Raw genomic sequence first — 15,673 nt, forward strand, 5'->3', positions numbered from 1 at the left:
GTAAAGATGTCAGAAAAATATAATCAAGAATTTGAAGCAGAGCAAACCTACAGTCGCAGAGCAGTTTCACGCTCGCAATCATCTGCTAAACCTAAAAAGAAGAAGTCAAGAGGAAAAAAAATCTTTTGGACTCTCTTATTGCTTATTTTAGTTCTAGGTGGAGCAGGGGCAGCCTATCGCTATTGGTCAGGTGACATCGACGGAAGCTACCGAGCAACGACTTTGGAAGAAGAATCCAAGAAAGAACTAAAGAACCCAAGTACTACCAGCTCAGACGAGAGTCAGATTGATGTCAGCCAGTATATCAGCTTTAAGGTGGATGTCACGATTAAAGATGACAAGGCTCAGGCTATAGAAACCATTACCTTTGATCGCAAGAAAGCCTATCAACAATATCGAAATATGCTGGAGTCACAGATCAAGGATAAGCCAGGGGTGACCCTTGATGATCTTCACCAATATGGGACACCTACGACTGAGGAAGAGTTCTTACAAAAGTTCAACGCAGATATTAAGGAATCAGCCAAGCGAGCAGGTCTCACTTATGATGAGGATGCTGGAATAGTAAAGGCAACAGTCTTTGAAGGAAAGGTTAATCGTTGGACACACGCCATCGACGTTAGCAAGGTTTATGGCAAGGGTAGCCTGACTATCGGTGACAGTAAAGCGGCCTCAAATCCCTTGGATGTCTTCAAAAAAGGAAATTCTCTCTCCTTTAACAAGACGGACTCAGGCCTCGACTTGAAGGCGGATAAGACCATCCACTTGCAAAAGAATTAAGACTAGCTCGGAAATCTAATCATAAAAAACAAAATTTTTTTAGTAGGATTTGCGCTTGTCCAAATAAGACATTGAGTTTTGGGAGACCTTCTTGATTGAGAGGGGCTCTCAAGCTCTTTTTATTTTTGAAGGGAGAAGGCCATTATTTGGGGGGAGCGATAAAAAGTCTTTAACTATTGAAGTTTGGCCTCAGCCTAGATGAAAAATTTTGATTTTGGTTTGACAGCTAGTGGTTAGAGTGTTAAAATCACCTTAAACGAAATTAAAAGGAGACGCTTATGTCAGGAGAAACCAATCAGAATCAAGCCCCTATGCCAGGAGTAGCACCTGGGCAAGTGCCAGGACAACCGCAGAAGAAGACCAATGTCAAATTGATTGTTACAATCATTGTTTCAGCCGTCGTGGCGATTGCTTTAATCGCTGGAGGTGGCTCGGCCTGGTGGTACCTGTCGGGAAACATTGACGGCCATTATCGGGCAACTTCCATTGAGAAGGAATTCACCAAAGAACTGGAAAAAGAGGACAATCCATACAGCGAATACATCACCTTTAAGGTTGACGTTACGATTGAAAATGGTAAGGCTGTCGCCAAAGAAAGTATTACCGTTGACCGTGATGGCATGTACCAAGCTGCCAAGGAAGAAGCCGACAGTTATGGCATGGAAGTTGAAAGTAAGTCGAAATTTAAAAAAGAATTTGATGAATCCATGGAAGAGTCTGCCAAAAAAGACGGTGGTAAATATGATTCAGATACCGGGACGGCGACCCTAACTGCCTTTGAGGGCAAGGTTAACCCTTGGTCTCGTACTCTTACGATTACCAAGGAATTCGATGGTGATGATTTAGTTTCAACAGATAAGTCTAGCAAGAAGGATATCTTCAAAAAAGGTAAGGGCTATGACTACAAGAAAACGTCAAGCGGTGTAACCTTAGATGGTAAAAAAACCGTTGAACTTGAAAAGAAATAAGGTTATTAGAAAGTCGGTTCGATTGAACTGGCTTTTTATTGTAGCTCAGGCCTAAGAGAAACGATAGCAGCTTAGCCACCCAGGGGTAGGATTTCAGACCTTCTGTACAGGGCCGTCTATTTTCATGGAAGGTTTTGACTTTTGGGGCTGATTTTTGTGAAAAGGTGATTGACAGTTATGGGAAAGCGTGGTAGGATAAACTTAAACTAATCTAAACAGGAGTCCTTATGTCATCAGAAGAATTCAATACAAATTCGCAGAGTGCTCAATCCGAGTCTCTTAAGAGTCAGGTGGAACTTCAATCAGAGGTCAATGCAGCCCCAGGGCTAGCTAGTCAGGTCCAAAATCCGGAAGCTGGTTGGGCTCAAAGCCCAGACTCAGCCGGGCAAGTGCCGGTTTCCCAAGAAGGCCCAGCTAATCCTCAAATCCTACAAAATCCATCTCAAGCGGTCCCTCAAGCTGGGCAGGTCTTACCGAATCAGCCCCAGCCTGCTGGCCTTGCTAATTCAGGAGAGGCTGGTTTCCAAACTGCTACTCCTAGTCAGGTGGCTCCCAACCAAGCCTTTTACAATGGGCAACCAACTAACCAAGCTGGATTGGTCAATCAAGGAAACCAAGGAGCGGTGAATGGGATGCCTGCTCAAAACTACCAGACCCCTAATATGACCAATCCCCAAATGGCTGCAAATGGCTTTGCCCAAGCTCCTTATATGCAACCTTCCCAGGCAAAATCTGGAATGGTCAAGAAGATTATTTGGAGTATTGTTGGTGGGGTAGCAGCTGTCTTCCTCATTATCGGAGGTGTCCTACTCTACCGTCATTTTTCTGGCAATGTTGATGGGACCTATCAAGCAACGACCCTGCAAAGTAGCTTGAAAAAGGATTTGAAGGACAAGGCCTTTGATAAGGGAACCATTGCTTATTCAAGCTTTACTGATAATGTCAAGGTTGAGACGGTTATCAAGGGTGATGTTGTCAAAGCCAGCGTAACTTATGATGTTAGTTATGATGATTTTTATGACGAAGTGAAGTCAAACCTTTCTTCGACTTATTCGACCTATAAGAGTAGCTTCTCCAATGATGAGTGGAATTATTTGTTGGATACACTGATTAAAAGATCGGACCTTGATGAAAAAGGTTTCACCAAGACCCTATCTAGCGAAGTTGAGGATGACGGTTTGAGCTACGATTCTGATAAAAATCAGGCATCGGGAACCTTGTTTGAAGGGAAGGTTAATCGTGTCAGTGGCAAGATTGAAATTACTAAGGTCAATTCCGACAGTAAGTTAGTTAATTTTGAAAAAGGTCAAAAGATCTCCTATAAGAAGACCTCAAATGGCTTGACTCTGAAGGATAACAACGAGCATACCATCAACCTGACAACCGAATAAGATAAAGAGAATCTCAGGACTTTCCTTGAGATTCTTTTTTTGGAGCTTGATTTCCCAAAGGCTACCAAATTTTCTGACAATTGTGATATAATGTTTCAAAGACTAGCAAGGAGAGGATAAGACCATGACCTTAATTTATCAATCAACTAGGGATGCTCAAAATCAAGTGACCGCCAGCCAGGCCATTCTAGAGGGATTGGCTAGTGATGGGGGGCTCTTTACTCCTCTAAGAATGCCAGAGCTTGACCTTGATTTTGACCAATTGAAGGAGGCTTCCTACCAAGAGGTAGCCAAGTTAGTTTTGTCGGCCTTCCTGGACGATTTTACCCCAGCCGAATTGGATAATTGTATCGCCAAGGCCTATGATGATAAGTTTGACACCAAGGCTATTGCGCCTCTGGTAAAACTGGGAGACCAATACAATCTGGAGCTCTTTCATGGGTCTACAATCGCCTTTAAGGATATGGCCTTATCCATCTTGCCCCATCTCTTAACCACTGCGGCTAAGAAGCAGGGGGTTGATAATAAGATTGTCATCCTGACAGCGACCTCTGGAGATACTGGAAAGGCAGCCATGGCTGGCTTTGCTGACGTGCATGGAACTGAAATTATTGTCTTTTATCCTAAGGGTGGGGTCAGCAAGATTCAAGAGTTGCAGATGACTACCCAAAAGGGCAAGAACACCCACGTTGTTGCTATTGAGGGGAATTTTGATGATGCCCAGACCGATGTTAAGCGGATGTTTAATGATAAGGAATTGGGGCAAAAGTTGCTGGCTCATAAGATGCAGTTGTCCTCTGCCAACTCCATGAATATCGGTCGTTTTGTGCCTCAGATTGTTTATTATGTCTATGCCTATGCCCAGTTGCTCAAGTCTGGGGATATTCAAAATGGGCAAAAAATCAATGTGACGGTTCCGACAGGGAATTTTGGGAATATTTTAGCAGCTTATTATGCCAAGGAAATTGGGGTTCCCATTGCCAAGCTGATTTGTGCTTCCAATGAAAACAAGGTTTTGACCGACTTTTTTGCAAGCAAGACCTATGATAAAAAACGGGACTTTAAGGTAACCTCTAGTCCCTCAATGGATATACTAGTTTCTTCAAACTTGGAACGCCTGATTTTCCACCTCCTAGGAAATGATGCCGCTAAAACCAAGCATTTGATGGAAGAACTGGCTGAAAAGGGCCAATACCATCTGGAAGCCCTCCATCCAGAAATTCTGGCAAACTTTACGGCTGGTTTTGCGACAGAGGAAGAGACTTCTGCTGAAATCAAACGGATCTACCAGGAGACTCATTATATTGAGGACCCTCATACGGCGGTAGCCTCCGCAGTCTATCAGGCCTACAAGAAAGAGTCTGGAGATGAGACTCCCGTTGTTATCGTTTCGACAGCCAGTCCCTACAAATTTCCACGTGTAGCCGTATCTGCCGTCAGTGGTCGAGATGCTGGGGATGACTTCAAGGCCGTAGAAGAGCTCCATGACCTGTCTGGAGTTGCTATTCCGCGAGCAGTGGCTGGTTTAGAGACAGCAGAGGTTCGCCATAAGACCGTCGTGGCCACAAACGCTATGCAGAAGGCCGTTGAGGATTATCTAGGAGTGTAGGAGAGCGGGACAAAAATCGTGATTTCGGAGAAATCGATTTTGTCGTCCCGCCTCCGCACAGTTGATTAGGATGGCCGCTATCACTTGCCTAGCAAGGGATAAGGACTTTCAATCATCCACTGCGTCAAGGTGTTCGATGGTGAAAAGTAACGAGGCTTGGGCTTTTTTGTTTATAAGATGATAACATTTCAAAAAAAGATTATGGCACTAGCCCTACCAGCCATGGTAGAAAACTTTCTGCAGATGTTAATGGGCTTTGTGGACTCTTATTTGGTGGCTCAAGTTGGGATTGTTGCGGTTTCGGGCGTCTCGGTCGCTAATAATATTATGGCTATTTATCAGGCTCTCATGATTGCTCTCGGGAGTGCCGTAGCCAGTCTTATTGCTAAAAAGCTGGGGCAAACGGATAAAGAGGCCGTCTTACAAACCAGTTGGGATTCGCTTTTGTTGACTCTTGTCTTAACCCTGGTCTTGGGAGCCTATTCTATTTTTGCTGGTAGGACAACCCTGTCTCTCTTGGGAACCCAAGATGCTGTTGCCCAGACCGGAGGCAACTACCTAGCTATTGTTGGTGGCGGGGTAGTTTTTCTGGGCTTGATGACGGTTTTGGGCAATATTCTTCGCGCCCAGGGACGGCCCAAAATTTCCATGTATGTCAGCCTTTTTTCCAATTTTTTAAACGCTGTTTTATCGGCCCTAGCCGTCTTTGTTTGCCACTGGGGAGTCCTGGGTGTTGCCTGGGGGACAGTCCTCGCTCGCCTGCTGGGGACCATTATCCTTTGGCATTCCTCAAAACTTAAGCTAAGGGATTTGCTTAAGAGTAAGTTGACCAATAAGGAACTCATCAATTTGGCCCTACCTGCTTCGGGTGAGAGACTGATGATGCGAGCTGGTGATGTCATCATTGTCAGTTTGATTGTTGGTCTAGGAACCAAGGCGGTTGCCGGGAATGCCATCGGTGAGACTTTGACTCAATTTGATTATATGCCAGGAATGGGCGTGGCGACGGCAACGGTTATTTTGGTTGCCCATAGTTTAGGACAAAAGGACTATCAAGCGCTCAGGAAAATTGTTCGCGAGGCCTACTGGGCAGCCAGCTTGCTCATGCTGGCTGTTGGGGGCTTAGTCTTCCTTCTGGGTGAGCAGTTATCAAGTCTTTTTACTAGTAATGCTAGTGTTATTGTCTATAGTAGTATTGTTATATTTTACGCTTTTATCGGTAGTCTAATGACGTCGGGGACCCTGATTTATACAGCAGTCTGGCAGGGACTTGGTCAGGCTAAACTGCCTTTCTATGCAACAAGCCTAGGAATGTGGATTATCAGACTTGGCCTCGGCTACCTACTCGTGGTTATAATGGGTTACGGCCTGGCCGCAGTTTGGATTGCTACCCTTGCTGATAATGCTTTTCGCTTTGCTTTTCTCTACCTTTGTTATAAACGTGTAATTTTTTTGAATGATTAAGTATCTTTGCTCTGCCTCGTCAAAGTTGACAGCGTTTTCTCTTAGCTATAAAATGACTCTTATAGTGGTTGTTAGGCGAATTTGAAAGTATTTTTGGATACTGGTTTAGCCTGGTAAAAATGAAAGGAGTACCATTATGACAAATGAAAATCGAGTTGCAGTTGTAACAGGTGGCGGTCAAGGAATTGGTAAAGGAATAGTTGAACAACTTTGCCGAGATGGCTATGCGGTTGTTCTTGCTGATTTAAACGAGACTACTGCAAAAGCAACAGCAGATGAATTGGTAGCAAAAGGCTTTAAAGTAAGTTTTGTTGTAGGTGATGTTTCTAAAAAAGAAGCTCATGTTAAGTTTGTTGAAAAGGCAGTTGCTGAGTTTGGACGCTTAGATACCTATATCAATAATGCCGGTATTGCACAAATTAAAACCTTACAAGAGGAAACACCAGAAGACTTTGAGCAAATCTTTAAAATCAATGTTTTTGGTACACTGTTTGGTATTCAGGCTGCAACTGAACAATTCCGTGAACAAGATGACGGAGAAAAGATTCGGAAAATTATTAACGCCTCAAGTATTGCAGGCCATGTTGCCTTTGATCTTTTAGGTGCCTACTCATCAACCAAATTTGCAGTTCGAGGATTAACTCAGGCAGCCGCAAAAGAATTGGGACACGAACATATTACTGTTAATGCTTATTGCCCAGGAATTGTGGGAACGAGTATGTGGGACTTGATTGATGAAAAAATGGTCGAACTTAAAGGGGGACAAAAAGGTCAATACTTAGAACAATACTCTAAGATGATTACCATGGAACGTGTACAGACTCCGGCTGATGTTGCCGACTATGTCTCTTACTTGGCCTCACCTAAGTCTGACTATATGACTGGTCAAGCTGTTCAAATAGATGGAGGAATTCAATTTATATAGCCAAACTTCGATTAAATAGCTACTAGGGAGCATTTTTAAGAGCTCCTTTTTAGTATAAAAATGAGAGTGACGGTTACTTGTTTTACAAAAAGATCAAATTTCAAGTCCAAGTTAGCCTTTTTGTAAAAACTCTCTAGGAGATTTGTAATCCAGTATTTTCTTTGGATAGTTGTTTATCCAGTTTTCAATGACTGCGACTTCTTGTGGAGTCGCATTTTTGCTTCCCTTGGGTAACCCAGGTGTCCGTGGTGAATCCAGTAGTAGATGGTTGAGATGGGAACAGGGATACCTTTTGCCTTAACCATCATTTCCGGAGAGTATTTCTGTTTGATGTAGTGGACAATCTTTTCTTTAAGCTCCTTGGTTAGAGAGATCTGCTTAACAGAGCGCTTACGGTTGTTTTCATAGACTTTTTGAGCAAAGTCAGCTGAGTAAACCCGTTCAAACTTGCCTTTGCGTACCTGCTGTCTAACTTGTCCACGTTTGACTTCGTTGTTAATGGTTTGGGGAGCTTTGGCTAATCGCCTAGCCACTTCACGATGGGAGAGCCCTTCTCGTAACCACCGTTCAATCATTCTACGGTCTGCTAGTGTTAACTGTTTCCCTTTTGGTGTATAATAGTCTTGCATCTCAGAGTCTTTCTAATGTGTTTGTGGTGAATTACATTATATCTCTCTGAGGTGTTTTTTTATACCCTTGTGCTGGCTAACTTCATTTTAGAACTTTCAGCTTTACAAAAAGAAGAAGTTTTTAATAAAAAGAGCAAAAACCCTTGTCAAGCCTTGGCATTTCTGTTATTATATTATGGTGCTGTAAAATACAGCCTTAGCTATGATACAAGAGGTTGCGACACGCTCGGCTGCATTGCCACGCAGCAACCTGTCGGTTTTCTTGAGGAGCTAGCCTATTATCGTAAATAGACGAGAGGAGAAAAGATGGCAAACAAAAAAATCCGTATTCGCTTGAAAGCGTACGAACATCGCACACTTGATACTGCGGCAGAAAAAATCGTAGAAACTGCAACCCGTACAGGTGCATCAGTTGCTGGTCCAATTCCATTACCAACTGAACGCAGTCTTTACACCGTTATTCGCGCGACTCACAAATACAAAGATTCTCGCGAACAATTTGAAATGCGTACCCACAAACGCTTGATCGACATCGTCAACCCAACACAAAAAACTGTTGATGCTTTGATGAAGTTGGATCTTCCAAGTGGTGTGAACGTAGAAATCAAACTTTAATCAAGAAAAAACAAGGTGATGGGTGTTCAAGTGAAATTGAACACGGACTAAACTCTGTGTGAAAAAAGATAAAATCATCTCGGTTCTAGAACCGTCGCTGATTTTCCTGTTTTCACTTTGAGTTTGACGTCCTTTGTATCTTGATTCGAGCATAAAAAACGCTCGTTAAAAACTTTTTTGAGCACGAAAAACGCTCATAAAAAACTTTTTAAAAATAAAGTAAAGGAAATATTTTCTCATGACAAAAGGAATCTTAGGGAAAAAAGTGGGAATGACTCAAATCTTCACCGAATCTGGTGAATTTATCCCTGTTACTGTCATCGAAGCAACACCAAACGTTGTCCTTCAAGTGAAGACTGTTGAAACAGATGGTTATGAAGCAGTTCAAGTTGGTTTTGATGACAAGCGTGAAGTATTGAGCAACAAACCTGCCAAAGGCCATGTGGCGAAAGCCAACACAGCTCCTAAGCGCTTCATTCGTGAATTTAAAAACATTGAAGGCTTGGAAGTTGGTTCAGAATTGACAGTTGAACAATTCGAAGCTGGAGATGTTGTTGATGTAACTGGTACAACTAAGGGTAAAGGTTTCCAAGGTGCTATCAAGCGTCACGGTCAATCACGTGGTCCTATGGCACACGGTTCTCGTTACCATCGCCGTCCTGGTTCAATGGGTCCTGTTGCCCCTAACCGTGTTTTCAAGAATAAACACTTGGCTGGACGCATGGGTGGTAACCGTGTAACTATTCAAAACCTTGAAATTGCACAAGTAGTTCCAGAGATGAACGTTATCCTGATTAAGGGTAATGTCCCAGGTGCTAAGAAATCTCTTATCACCATCAAAACAGCAGTTAAAGCTGCTAAATAATAAGAAAGGAGAAAACAGTAATAATGGCAAACGTAAAACTATTTGACCAAACTGGTAAAGAAGTTAGCACAGTTGAATTGAACGACGCTGTCTTCGGTATCGAACCAAACGAATCAGTAGTATTCGACGTCGTAATTAGCCAACGTGCTAGCCTGCGCCAAGGTACTCATGCGGTTAAAAATCGCTCGGCAGTATCTGGTGGTGGTCGTAAGCCATGGCGCCAAAAAGGAACTGGCCGTGCTCGTCAAGGTTCTATTCGTTCCCCACAATGGCGTGGTGGTGGTGTGGTCTTTGGACCAACCCCACGCTCATACGCTTACAAATTCCCGCAAAAAGTTCGTCGCCTTGCTTTGAAATCAGTTCTTTCAGCTAAAGTTGCTGAAGAAAAACTGGTTGCTGTGGACGCTCTTTCATTTGCAGCACCAAAAACTGCTGAATTTGCTAAGGTTCTTAAGGCGCTTAGCATCGATTCAAAAGTACTTGTTGTTTTGGAAGAAGGAAACGAAGTGGCTGCTTTGTCAGCTCGTAACCTGCCAAATGTAGCAGTTGCAACTGCTAAAACTGCAAGTGTTCTTGACATCATGAATGCAGATAAGCTTCTTGTTACTAAAGAAGCAATCTCTACAATCGAGGAGGTTCTTGCATAATGAACTTGTACGACGTAATCAAAAAACCTGTCATCACTGAAAAGTCAATGGCTGACTTGGAAAATGGTAAATACACATTTGAAGTTGATACACGTGCTCACAAATTGCTGATCAAACAAGCTATCGAAGCGGCTTTTGATGGCGTAAAGGTTGCTAGTGTTAATACTGTAAATGTGAAACCAAAACAAAAACGTGTTGGTCGCTATACAGGATTTACAAGTAAAACTAAAAAAGCTATCGTTACTCTTACAGCTGACTCAAAAGCAATTGAGTTGTTCGCAGCTGAAGCTGAATAATCTAAGGAGGAAATAAGGTGGGTATTAAAGTTTTTAAACCAACAACAAATGGCCGTCGCAATATGACTTCTTTGGATTTTGCAGAAATCACTACAAACACTCCTGAGAAATCATTGCTCATTTCTTTGAGCAAGACAGCTGGTCGTAACAACAATGGCCGCATCACTGTTCGCCACCATGGTGGAGGACACAAACGCCATTACCGTATCATCGACTTCAAACGTAACAAAGACGATGTTGAAGCAGTTGTTAAAACAATTGAATACGATCCAAATCGTACTGCTAACATCGCCCTTGTTCACTATACTGACGGTGTGAAGGCCTACATCATTGCCCCTAAGGGTCTTGAAGTTGGCCAACGTATCGTATCTGGACCAGAGGCTGATATCAAGGTTGGTAATGCTTTGCCATTGGCAAACATCCCAGTCGGTACCATCATCCACAACATTGAGTTGAAACCTGGTAAAGGTGGAGAACTTGTTCGTGCGGCTGGAGCTTCCGCTCAAGTACTAGGTCAAGAAGGTAAATACGTTCTCGTTCGTCTTCAATCTGGTGAGGTTCGTATGATTCTTGGAACTTGCCGTGCAACCGTTGGGGTTGTTGGTAACGAACAACAATCATTGGTTAACCTTGGTAAGGCTGGACGTAATCGCTGGAAAGGTGTTCGCCCAACAGTTCGTGGTTCTGTAATGAACCCTAACGATCACCCTCACGGTGGTGGTGAAGGTAAAGCACCTGTCGGACGTAAAGCGCCATCTACTCCTTGGGGTAAACCTGCGCTTGGTCTTAAGACACGTAGCAAGAAGGCTAAATCAGACAAACTTATTGTTCGTCGTCGTAATGAAAAATAAGCATAAGATTAAAAATCCGCCAGCTCGGTAGGATGAGTGAGAGCTGCTCTCGCTTATCCAAGCCGCTGTGGTACTTATTTAAAGGAGAAATTATTAAATGGGACGCAGTCTTAAAAAAGGACCTTTCGTCGATGAGCATTTGATGAAAAAAGTTGAAGCTCAAGCGAACGAAGAAAAGAAAAAAGTTATTAAAACTTGGTCACGTCGTTCAACGATTTTCCCAAGTTTTATCGGTTATACAATCGCTGTTTATGATGGACGTAAACACGTACCAGTTTACATCCAAGAAGACATGGTAGGTCACAAGCTTGGTGAATTTGCACCAACACGTACTTACAAAGGTCACGCAACAGACGACAAGAGAACTCGTTAATAGGAGGAGGACACAATGGCAGAAATTACTTCAGCTAAAGCAATGGCTCGTACAGTGCGTGTTTCACCTCGTAAAACACGTCTTGTTCTTGACCTTATTCGCGGTAAGAACGTTGCCGATGCAATCGCAATCTTGAAATTCACCCCAAACAAAGCTGCTGGTGTGGTTGAAAAAGTTTTGAACTCAGCAATCGCTAACGCAGAAAATAACTTTGGTTTGGAAAAAGCAAACTTGGTCGTATCTGAAACATTTGCAAACGAAGGACCAACCATGAAACGGTTTCGTCCACGTGCAAAAGGTTCAGCTTCACCAATCAACAAACGCACAACCCACGTGACTGTGGTTGTTGCAGAAAAATAAGGAGGTAAAATCGTGGGTCAAAAAGTACATCCAATTGGTATGCGTGTCGGTGTTATTCGTGACTGGGACGCAAAATGGTATGCTGAAAAAGAATACGCAGATTACCTTCATGAAGATTTGGCAATCCGTAAGTTCATCAGCAAAGAATTGGCTGACGCTTCAGTTTCAACTGTTGAAATTGAACGTGCGGTAAACAAGGTGATTGTTTCCCTTCATACTGCAAAACCTGGTATGGTTATCGGTAAAGGTGGGGCAAATGTTGATGCTTTGCGTGCTAAATTGAATAAATTAACAGGAAAACAAGTCCACATCAATATCGTTGAAATCAAAGCACCTGACTTGGATGCTCACCTGGTTGGTGAAAACATCGCTCGTCAATTGGAACAACGTGTGGCTTTCCGTCGTGCACAAAAACAAGCTATCCAACGCACCATGCGTGCTGGAGCAAAAGGAATCAAAACTCAGGTATCTGGTCGTTTGAACGGTGCTGATATTGCCCGTGCAGAAGGCTACTCTGAAGGAACTGTTCCGCTTCACACCTTGCGTGCTGATATTGATTATGCTTGGGAAGAAGCAGACACTACTTACGGAAAACTTGGTGTTAAAGTTTGGATCTATCGTGGTGAAGTGCTTCCAGCTCGTAAAAACACTAAAGGAGGCAAATAACAAATGTTAGTACCTAAACGTGTTAAACACCGTCGCGAATTCCGTGGAAAAATGCGTGGTGAAGCTAAGGGTGGTAAAGAAGTAGCCTTTGGTCAATACGGCCTGCAAGCTACTACTAGCCACTGGATCACCAACCGTCAAATCGAAGCTGCCCGTATCGCTATGACGCGTTACATGAAACGTGGTGGTAAGGTTTGGATTAAAATCTTCCCACACAAATCCTACACCGCTAAAGCTATCGGGGTACGGATGGGTTCTGGTAAAGGGGCACCTGAAGGTTGGGTTGCACCAGTTAAGCGTGGTAAGGTGATGTTTGAAATCGCCGATGTGCCAGAAGAAGTTGCTCGTGAAGCCCTTCGTTTGGCTAGCCACAAGTTGCCAGTTAAGACTAAATTCGTAAAACGCGAAGCAGAATAAGGAGAAGACATGAAACTTAAAGAAATCAAAGAGTTTGTTGCTGAGCTTCGTGGCTTGTCTCAAGAAGAACTTGCTCAAAAAGAAAGCGAACTCAAAAAAGAACTTTTTGATCTTCGTTTCCAAGCTGCAGCAGGTCAACTTGATCAAACTGCTCGTTTGAACGAAGTCAAGAAACAAATTGCCCGTGTGAAAACCGTGCAAGCAGAAAGCAAATAATAGATTGGGAAAGGAGTAATTCTAATAATGGAACGTAATCAACGTAAGACCCTTGTTGGACGTGTTGTATCTGACAAGATGGATAAAACAATCACTGTTATAGTTGAAACAAAACGTAACCACCCAGTCTATGGTAAGCGTATCAACTATTCTAAGAAATACAAAGCTCATGATGAAAACAATACTGCTAAAGAAGGCGATATCGTTCGCATCATGGAAACTCGTCCACTTTCAGCTACAAAACGTTTCCGTCTTGTAGAAGTACTGGAAAAGGCTGTTATTATCTAATCAAACTAGAAGGAGACATTTGACATGATTCAACAAGAAAGTCGCTTGAAGGTTGCTGATAATAGCGGTGCCCGTGAAATCTTGACCATCAAAGTTCTTGGTGGTTCAGGACGTAAATTCGCTAACATCGGTGACGTTATCGTTGCCTCAGTCAAACAAGCTACACCAGGTGCGGCTGTTAAAAAAGGTGACGTTGTTAAGGCTGTTATCGTTCGTACTAAATCTGGTGCTCGTCGTGCTGATGGTTCTTATATCAAATTCGACGAAAACGCAGCAGTCCTCATCCGTGATGACAAAACACCTCGCGGAACACGTATCTTTGGCCCAGTAGCACGTGAATTGCGTGAAAACGGCTATATGCGTATCGTATCTTTGGCACCAGAAGTTCTCTAATTTCTGGCCTTAGTTACAAAAAACAAACTTAGTCCCCTAGCTAGTCTAGGGTGCCCTAGACAGAGGGCGTAAGAAATAATAGGAGAAAATACTCAATGTTTGTAAAAAAAGGCGATAAAGTTCGCGTTATTGCTGGTAAGGACAAGGGAACTGAAGCAGTAGTTCTCAAGGCTCTTCCAAAAGTGAATAAGGTAGTGGTAGAAGGTGTTGCTATTGTTAAGAAACACCAAAAACCAAACAACGAGAACCCTCAGGGGGCTATCGTTGAAGTTGAAGCACCAATCCACGCTTCAAACGTTCAAGTCTTGGACAAGAACGGTGTAGCTGGACGTGTTGGATACAAGTTTGTTGACGGCAAAAAAGTTCGTTACAACAAAAAATCAGGCGAAGTGCTTGATTAATCACGAAGGAAAGGAGAAAGTAAAAAAATGGCTAATCGTCTTAAAGAAAAATACACTAATGAAGTAGTTCCTGCCTTGACAGATAAATTCAACTACTCATCAGTCATGGCCGTTCCAAAAGTTGACAAAATCGTTCTCAACATGGGTGTTGGTGATGCTGTAAACAATAGTAAGAACTTGGAAAAAGCTGCTGCTGAGTTGGCACTTATCTCAGGTCAAAAACCATTGATTACCAAAGCTAAAAAATCAATCGCCGGTTTCCGCCTTCGTGAAGGGGTAGCGATTGGTGCTAAGGTCACTCTTCGTGGCGAACGCATGTACGAATTCTTGGACAAATTGGTATCTGTGTCACTTCCACGTGTCCGTGACTTCCACGGTGTTCCAACCAAATCATTCGATGGACGTGGGAACTACACACTTGGTGTGAAGGAACAATTGATCTTCCCAGAAATCAACTTCGATGATGTTGATAAGGTTCGCGGTCTTGATATTGTTATCGTTACGACTGCTAACACTGATGAAGAATCACGCGAATTGCTTACAGGCCTTGGTATGCCTTTTGCAAAATAAAATAGGAGGTAAATCTAATGGCTAAAAAATCTATGATTGCTAAGAACCACCGCAAAGCGAAGTTCTCTACGCAAGCTTATACTCGTTGCGAACGTTGTGGACGTCCACATTCTGTTTACCGTAAGTTTAAACTTTGCCGTGTTTGCTTCCGTGAATTGGCTTACAAAGGTCAAATTCCAGGCGTTACCAAAGCTTCTTGGTAAGAGCATGATGTGAGAGCGTTAAGCTACCAAAGCAAAAATAGGAAAATTGACAACGAGTCGTAAGACTCTAGGAAATTTCTCTTTTTTGCACATGTAGTAGCTCGAACTCAAATAAAAATGATACTAAGCCCGCAATGAACAAAGCAAAATTAGGTCTTGTTGCAGTTTGCTTGCAAACAAGACAAGAATCTATTTTGCACAGTTCATAGGGCGAGTTCAAATTAGCTCGTTTTATAAGCGAGTTAACATCCAATCAGCTTGGCTGAGTCCGTCCATCCGGACAACATTAACTAGCAAGTGAGTTTTCAAACTACTAGTAAGGAGAAAAATAAAAATGGTTATGACTGACCCAATTGCAGACTTTTTGACTCGTATTCGTAACGCTAACCAAGCACGTCACGAAGTTCTTGAAGTTCCTGCATCTAACATTAAAAAGGGAATTGCTGAAATTCTTAAACGTGAAGGTTTTGTGAAGAAGGTTGAAGTCGTCGAAGATGACAAACAAGGCATTGTCCGTGTTTTCTTGAAATATGGACAAGATGGCCAACGTGTTATCACTGGCTTGAAACGTATCTCAAAACCAGGTCTTCGTGTTTACGCAAAACGCGAAGAGCTTCCAAAGGTTCTGAACGGCCTTGGAATTGCTATCATTTCGACTTCCGAAGGTCTTTTGACCGATAAGGAAGCCCGCCAAAAGAACGTTGGTGGAGAAGTGGTTGCCTACGTTTGGTAAAATCATGATGTGA

General features: G+C 42.9%; 22 protein-coding genes and 1 pseudogene. 22 read left to right on the forward strand and 1 reads right to left on the reverse strand.

Annotated elements, in window-relative coordinates; genetic code table 11:
* The first annotated feature begins 6 nt into the window (after nt 1-6).
* The 6 genes from DYE66_RS02315 to DYE66_RS02340 all read left to right on the forward strand — a co-directional run bounded on the left by DYE66_RS02315 (nt 7) and on the right by DYE66_RS02340 (nt 7,137).
* A complete protein-coding gene (locus DYE66_RS02315) occupies nt 7-780 on the forward strand; it encodes a hypothetical protein (RefSeq protein WP_003001348.1) in 774 nt (257 codons plus the stop codon).
* A 278-nt stretch (nt 781-1,058) separates the two neighbouring features.
* The gene (locus tag DYE66_RS02320) at nt 1,059-1,748 is read left to right on the forward strand and encodes an adenine nucleotide alpha hydrolase family protein (RefSeq protein ID WP_003001338.1); all 690 of its coding nucleotides are present in this window, start codon (nt 1,059-1,061) and stop codon (nt 1,746-1,748) included.
* A gap of 227 nt (nt 1,749-1,975) precedes the next feature.
* On the forward strand, nt 1,976-3,139 hold the full coding sequence (locus DYE66_RS02325; protein WP_003001352.1) for a hypothetical protein: 1,164 nt from the start codon (nt 1,976-1,978) through the stop codon (nt 3,137-3,139).
* Between the two features lie 124 nt (nt 3,140-3,263).
* Nucleotides 3,264-4,748, forward strand: a complete 1,485-nt coding sequence (gene thrC, locus DYE66_RS02330) for a threonine synthase (RefSeq protein WP_003001285.1) — start codon at nt 3,264-3,266, stop codon at nt 4,746-4,748.
* 177 nt (nt 4,749-4,925) lie between these two features.
* Nucleotides 4,926-6,212 carry an MATE family efflux transporter gene (locus tag DYE66_RS02335; protein ID WP_044124101.1) on the forward strand — a complete coding sequence of 429 codons (1,287 nt, stop codon included), beginning with the start codon at nt 4,926-4,928 and terminating at the stop codon, nt 6,210-6,212.
* A 136-nt stretch (nt 6,213-6,348) separates the two neighbouring features.
* Nucleotides 6,349-7,137, forward strand: coding sequence for an acetoin reductase (locus DYE66_RS02340; protein WP_002962691.1), 789 nt, complete (start codon nt 6,349-6,351; stop codon nt 7,135-7,137).
* A 215-nt stretch (nt 7,138-7,352) separates the two neighbouring features.
* On the opposite strand, the pseudogene DYE66_RS02345 reads toward DYE66_RS02340, so the two are convergent.
* Nucleotides 7,353-7,766 (reverse strand): annotated as a pseudogene (locus tag DYE66_RS02345) (transposase); the annotation flags it as partial.
* Nucleotides 7,767-8,072: 306 nt separating this feature from the next.
* Here DYE66_RS02345 and rpsJ point away from each other — a divergent pair.
* From rpsJ to rpsH, 16 genes are all read left to right on the forward strand, one after another.
* A complete protein-coding gene (gene rpsJ, locus DYE66_RS02350; protein ID WP_002959404.1) occupies nt 8,073-8,381 on the forward strand; it encodes a 30S ribosomal protein S10 in 309 nt (102 codons plus the stop codon).
* A 238-nt stretch (nt 8,382-8,619) separates the two neighbouring features.
* Nucleotides 8,620-9,246: a 50S ribosomal protein L3 gene (rplC, locus tag DYE66_RS02355; protein WP_003001319.1), complete on the forward strand. Its 627-nt coding sequence runs from the start codon at nt 8,620-8,622 to the stop codon at nt 9,244-9,246.
* A gap of 23 nt (nt 9,247-9,269) precedes the next feature.
* The gene (gene rplD / locus DYE66_RS02360) at nt 9,270-9,893 is read left to right on the forward strand and encodes a 50S ribosomal protein L4 (RefSeq protein WP_003001344.1); all 624 of its coding nucleotides are present in this window, start codon (nt 9,270-9,272) and stop codon (nt 9,891-9,893) included.
* The gene (locus DYE66_RS02365; protein ID WP_003001336.1) at nt 9,893-10,189 is read left to right on the forward strand and encodes a 50S ribosomal protein L23; all 297 of its coding nucleotides are present in this window, start codon (nt 9,893-9,895) and stop codon (nt 10,187-10,189) included. Before rplD ends, DYE66_RS02365 begins: the two co-directional genes overlap by 1 nt.
* A 17-nt stretch (nt 10,190-10,206) precedes the next feature.
* Nucleotides 10,207-11,040 carry a 50S ribosomal protein L2 gene (rplB, locus tag DYE66_RS02370; RefSeq protein ID WP_003001305.1) on the forward strand — a complete coding sequence of 278 codons (834 nt, stop codon included), beginning with the start codon at nt 10,207-10,209 and terminating at the stop codon, nt 11,038-11,040.
* 97 nt (nt 11,041-11,137) lie between these two features.
* Nucleotides 11,138-11,413: a 30S ribosomal protein S19 gene (rpsS, locus tag DYE66_RS02375; RefSeq protein ID WP_002959393.1), complete on the forward strand. Its 276-nt coding sequence runs from the start codon at nt 11,138-11,140 to the stop codon at nt 11,411-11,413.
* Nucleotides 11,414-11,428: 15 nt separating this feature from the next.
* On the forward strand, nt 11,429-11,773 hold the full coding sequence (rplV, locus tag DYE66_RS02380) for a 50S ribosomal protein L22 (RefSeq protein ID WP_002959391.1): 345 nt from the start codon (nt 11,429-11,431) through the stop codon (nt 11,771-11,773).
* Between the two features lie 12 nt (nt 11,774-11,785).
* Nucleotides 11,786-12,439, forward strand: a complete 654-nt coding sequence (gene rpsC / locus DYE66_RS02385) for a 30S ribosomal protein S3 (protein WP_003001322.1) — start codon at nt 11,786-11,788, stop codon at nt 12,437-12,439.
* Nucleotides 12,440-12,442: 3 nt separating this feature from the next.
* A complete protein-coding gene (gene rplP, locus DYE66_RS02390) occupies nt 12,443-12,856 on the forward strand; it encodes a 50S ribosomal protein L16 (RefSeq protein ID WP_003001328.1) in 414 nt (137 codons plus the stop codon).
* Nucleotides 12,857-12,865: 9 nt separating this feature from the next.
* Nucleotides 12,866-13,072 (forward strand): 50S ribosomal protein L29, encoded by a 207-nt coding sequence (gene rpmC, locus DYE66_RS02395; RefSeq protein WP_003001288.1) that lies wholly within the window; start codon nt 12,866-12,868, stop codon nt 13,070-13,072.
* 27 nt (nt 13,073-13,099) lie between these two features.
* The gene (gene rpsQ, locus DYE66_RS02400; protein WP_003001300.1) at nt 13,100-13,360 is read left to right on the forward strand and encodes a 30S ribosomal protein S17; all 261 of its coding nucleotides are present in this window, start codon (nt 13,100-13,102) and stop codon (nt 13,358-13,360) included.
* 24 nt (nt 13,361-13,384) lie between these two features.
* Nucleotides 13,385-13,753, forward strand: a complete 369-nt coding sequence (gene rplN, locus DYE66_RS02405; RefSeq protein ID WP_002959382.1) for a 50S ribosomal protein L14 — start codon at nt 13,385-13,387, stop codon at nt 13,751-13,753.
* Nucleotides 13,754-13,848: 95 nt separating this feature from the next.
* Nucleotides 13,849-14,154 (forward strand): 50S ribosomal protein L24, encoded by a 306-nt coding sequence (gene rplX / locus DYE66_RS02410; protein ID WP_003001275.1) that lies wholly within the window; start codon nt 13,849-13,851, stop codon nt 14,152-14,154.
* A gap of 27 nt (nt 14,155-14,181) precedes the next feature.
* Entirely contained in the window at nt 14,182-14,724 is a 543-nt protein-coding gene (rplE, locus tag DYE66_RS02415) for a 50S ribosomal protein L5 (RefSeq protein ID WP_003001326.1), read from the forward strand.
* 17 nt (nt 14,725-14,741) lie between these two features.
* Nucleotides 14,742-14,927 (forward strand): type Z 30S ribosomal protein S14, encoded by a 186-nt coding sequence (locus DYE66_RS02420; protein WP_002959375.1) that lies wholly within the window; start codon nt 14,742-14,744, stop codon nt 14,925-14,927.
* A gap of 334 nt (nt 14,928-15,261) precedes the next feature.
* Nucleotides 15,262-15,660, forward strand: coding sequence for a 30S ribosomal protein S8 (rpsH, locus tag DYE66_RS02425; protein WP_003001294.1), 399 nt, complete (start codon nt 15,262-15,264; stop codon nt 15,658-15,660).
* The last annotated feature ends 13 nt before the right edge of the window (nt 15,661-15,673 follow it).

Source organism: Streptococcus downei MFe28 (genome assembly GCF_900459175.1).
Lineage (GTDB): Bacteria > Bacillota > Bacilli > Lactobacillales > Streptococcaceae > Streptococcus > Streptococcus downei.

Excerpts from the sequence above, each read along its gene's own strand:
- DYE66_RS02365 (WP_003001336.1), top strand. The coding sequence starts at position 9,893 with ATGAACTTGTACGACGTAATCAAAAAACCTGTCATCACTGAAAAGTCA.
- rplX (WP_003001275.1), top strand. The coding sequence starts at position 13,849 with ATGTTTGTAAAAAAAGGCGATAAAGTTCGCGTTATTGCTGGTAAGGAC.
- rplE (WP_003001326.1), top strand. The coding sequence starts at position 14,182 with ATGGCTAATCGTCTTAAAGAAAAATACACTAATGAAGTAGTTCCTGCC.
- DYE66_RS02340 (WP_002962691.1), top strand. The coding sequence starts at position 6,349 with ATGACAAATGAAAATCGAGTTGCAGTTGTAACAGGTGGCGGTCAAGGA.
- rplP (WP_003001328.1), top strand. The coding sequence starts at position 12,443 with ATGTTAGTACCTAAACGTGTTAAACACCGTCGCGAATTCCGTGGAAAA.
- DYE66_RS02320 (WP_003001338.1), top strand. The coding sequence starts at position 1,059 with ATGTCAGGAGAAACCAATCAGAATCAAGCCCCTATGCCAGGAGTAGCA.
- rpsS (WP_002959393.1), top strand. The coding sequence starts at position 11,138 with ATGGGACGCAGTCTTAAAAAAGGACCTTTCGTCGATGAGCATTTGATG.
- thrC (WP_003001285.1), top strand. The coding sequence starts at position 3,264 with ATGACCTTAATTTATCAATCAACTAGGGATGCTCAAAATCAAGTGACC.
- rplN (WP_002959382.1), top strand. The coding sequence starts at position 13,385 with ATGATTCAACAAGAAAGTCGCTTGAAGGTTGCTGATAATAGCGGTGCC.
- rpsJ (WP_002959404.1), top strand. The coding sequence starts at position 8,073 with ATGGCAAACAAAAAAATCCGTATTCGCTTGAAAGCGTACGAACATCGC.
- DYE66_RS02325 (WP_003001352.1), top strand. The coding sequence starts at position 1,976 with ATGTCATCAGAAGAATTCAATACAAATTCGCAGAGTGCTCAATCCGAG.
- rpsH (WP_003001294.1), top strand. The coding sequence starts at position 15,262 with ATGGTTATGACTGACCCAATTGCAGACTTTTTGACTCGTATTCGTAAC.
- rplD (WP_003001344.1), top strand. The coding sequence starts at position 9,270 with ATGGCAAACGTAAAACTATTTGACCAAACTGGTAAAGAAGTTAGCACA.
- rplV (WP_002959391.1), top strand. The coding sequence starts at position 11,429 with ATGGCAGAAATTACTTCAGCTAAAGCAATGGCTCGTACAGTGCGTGTT.
- rplC (WP_003001319.1), top strand. The coding sequence starts at position 8,620 with ATGACAAAAGGAATCTTAGGGAAAAAAGTGGGAATGACTCAAATCTTC.
- DYE66_RS02420 (WP_002959375.1), top strand. The coding sequence starts at position 14,742 with ATGGCTAAAAAATCTATGATTGCTAAGAACCACCGCAAAGCGAAGTTC.
- DYE66_RS02315 (WP_003001348.1), top strand. The coding sequence starts at position 7 with ATGTCAGAAAAATATAATCAAGAATTTGAAGCAGAGCAAACCTACAGT.
- rpmC (WP_003001288.1), top strand. The coding sequence starts at position 12,866 with ATGAAACTTAAAGAAATCAAAGAGTTTGTTGCTGAGCTTCGTGGCTTG.
- DYE66_RS02335 (WP_044124101.1), top strand. The coding sequence starts at position 4,926 with ATGATAACATTTCAAAAAAAGATTATGGCACTAGCCCTACCAGCCATG.
- rpsQ (WP_003001300.1), top strand. The coding sequence starts at position 13,100 with ATGGAACGTAATCAACGTAAGACCCTTGTTGGACGTGTTGTATCTGAC.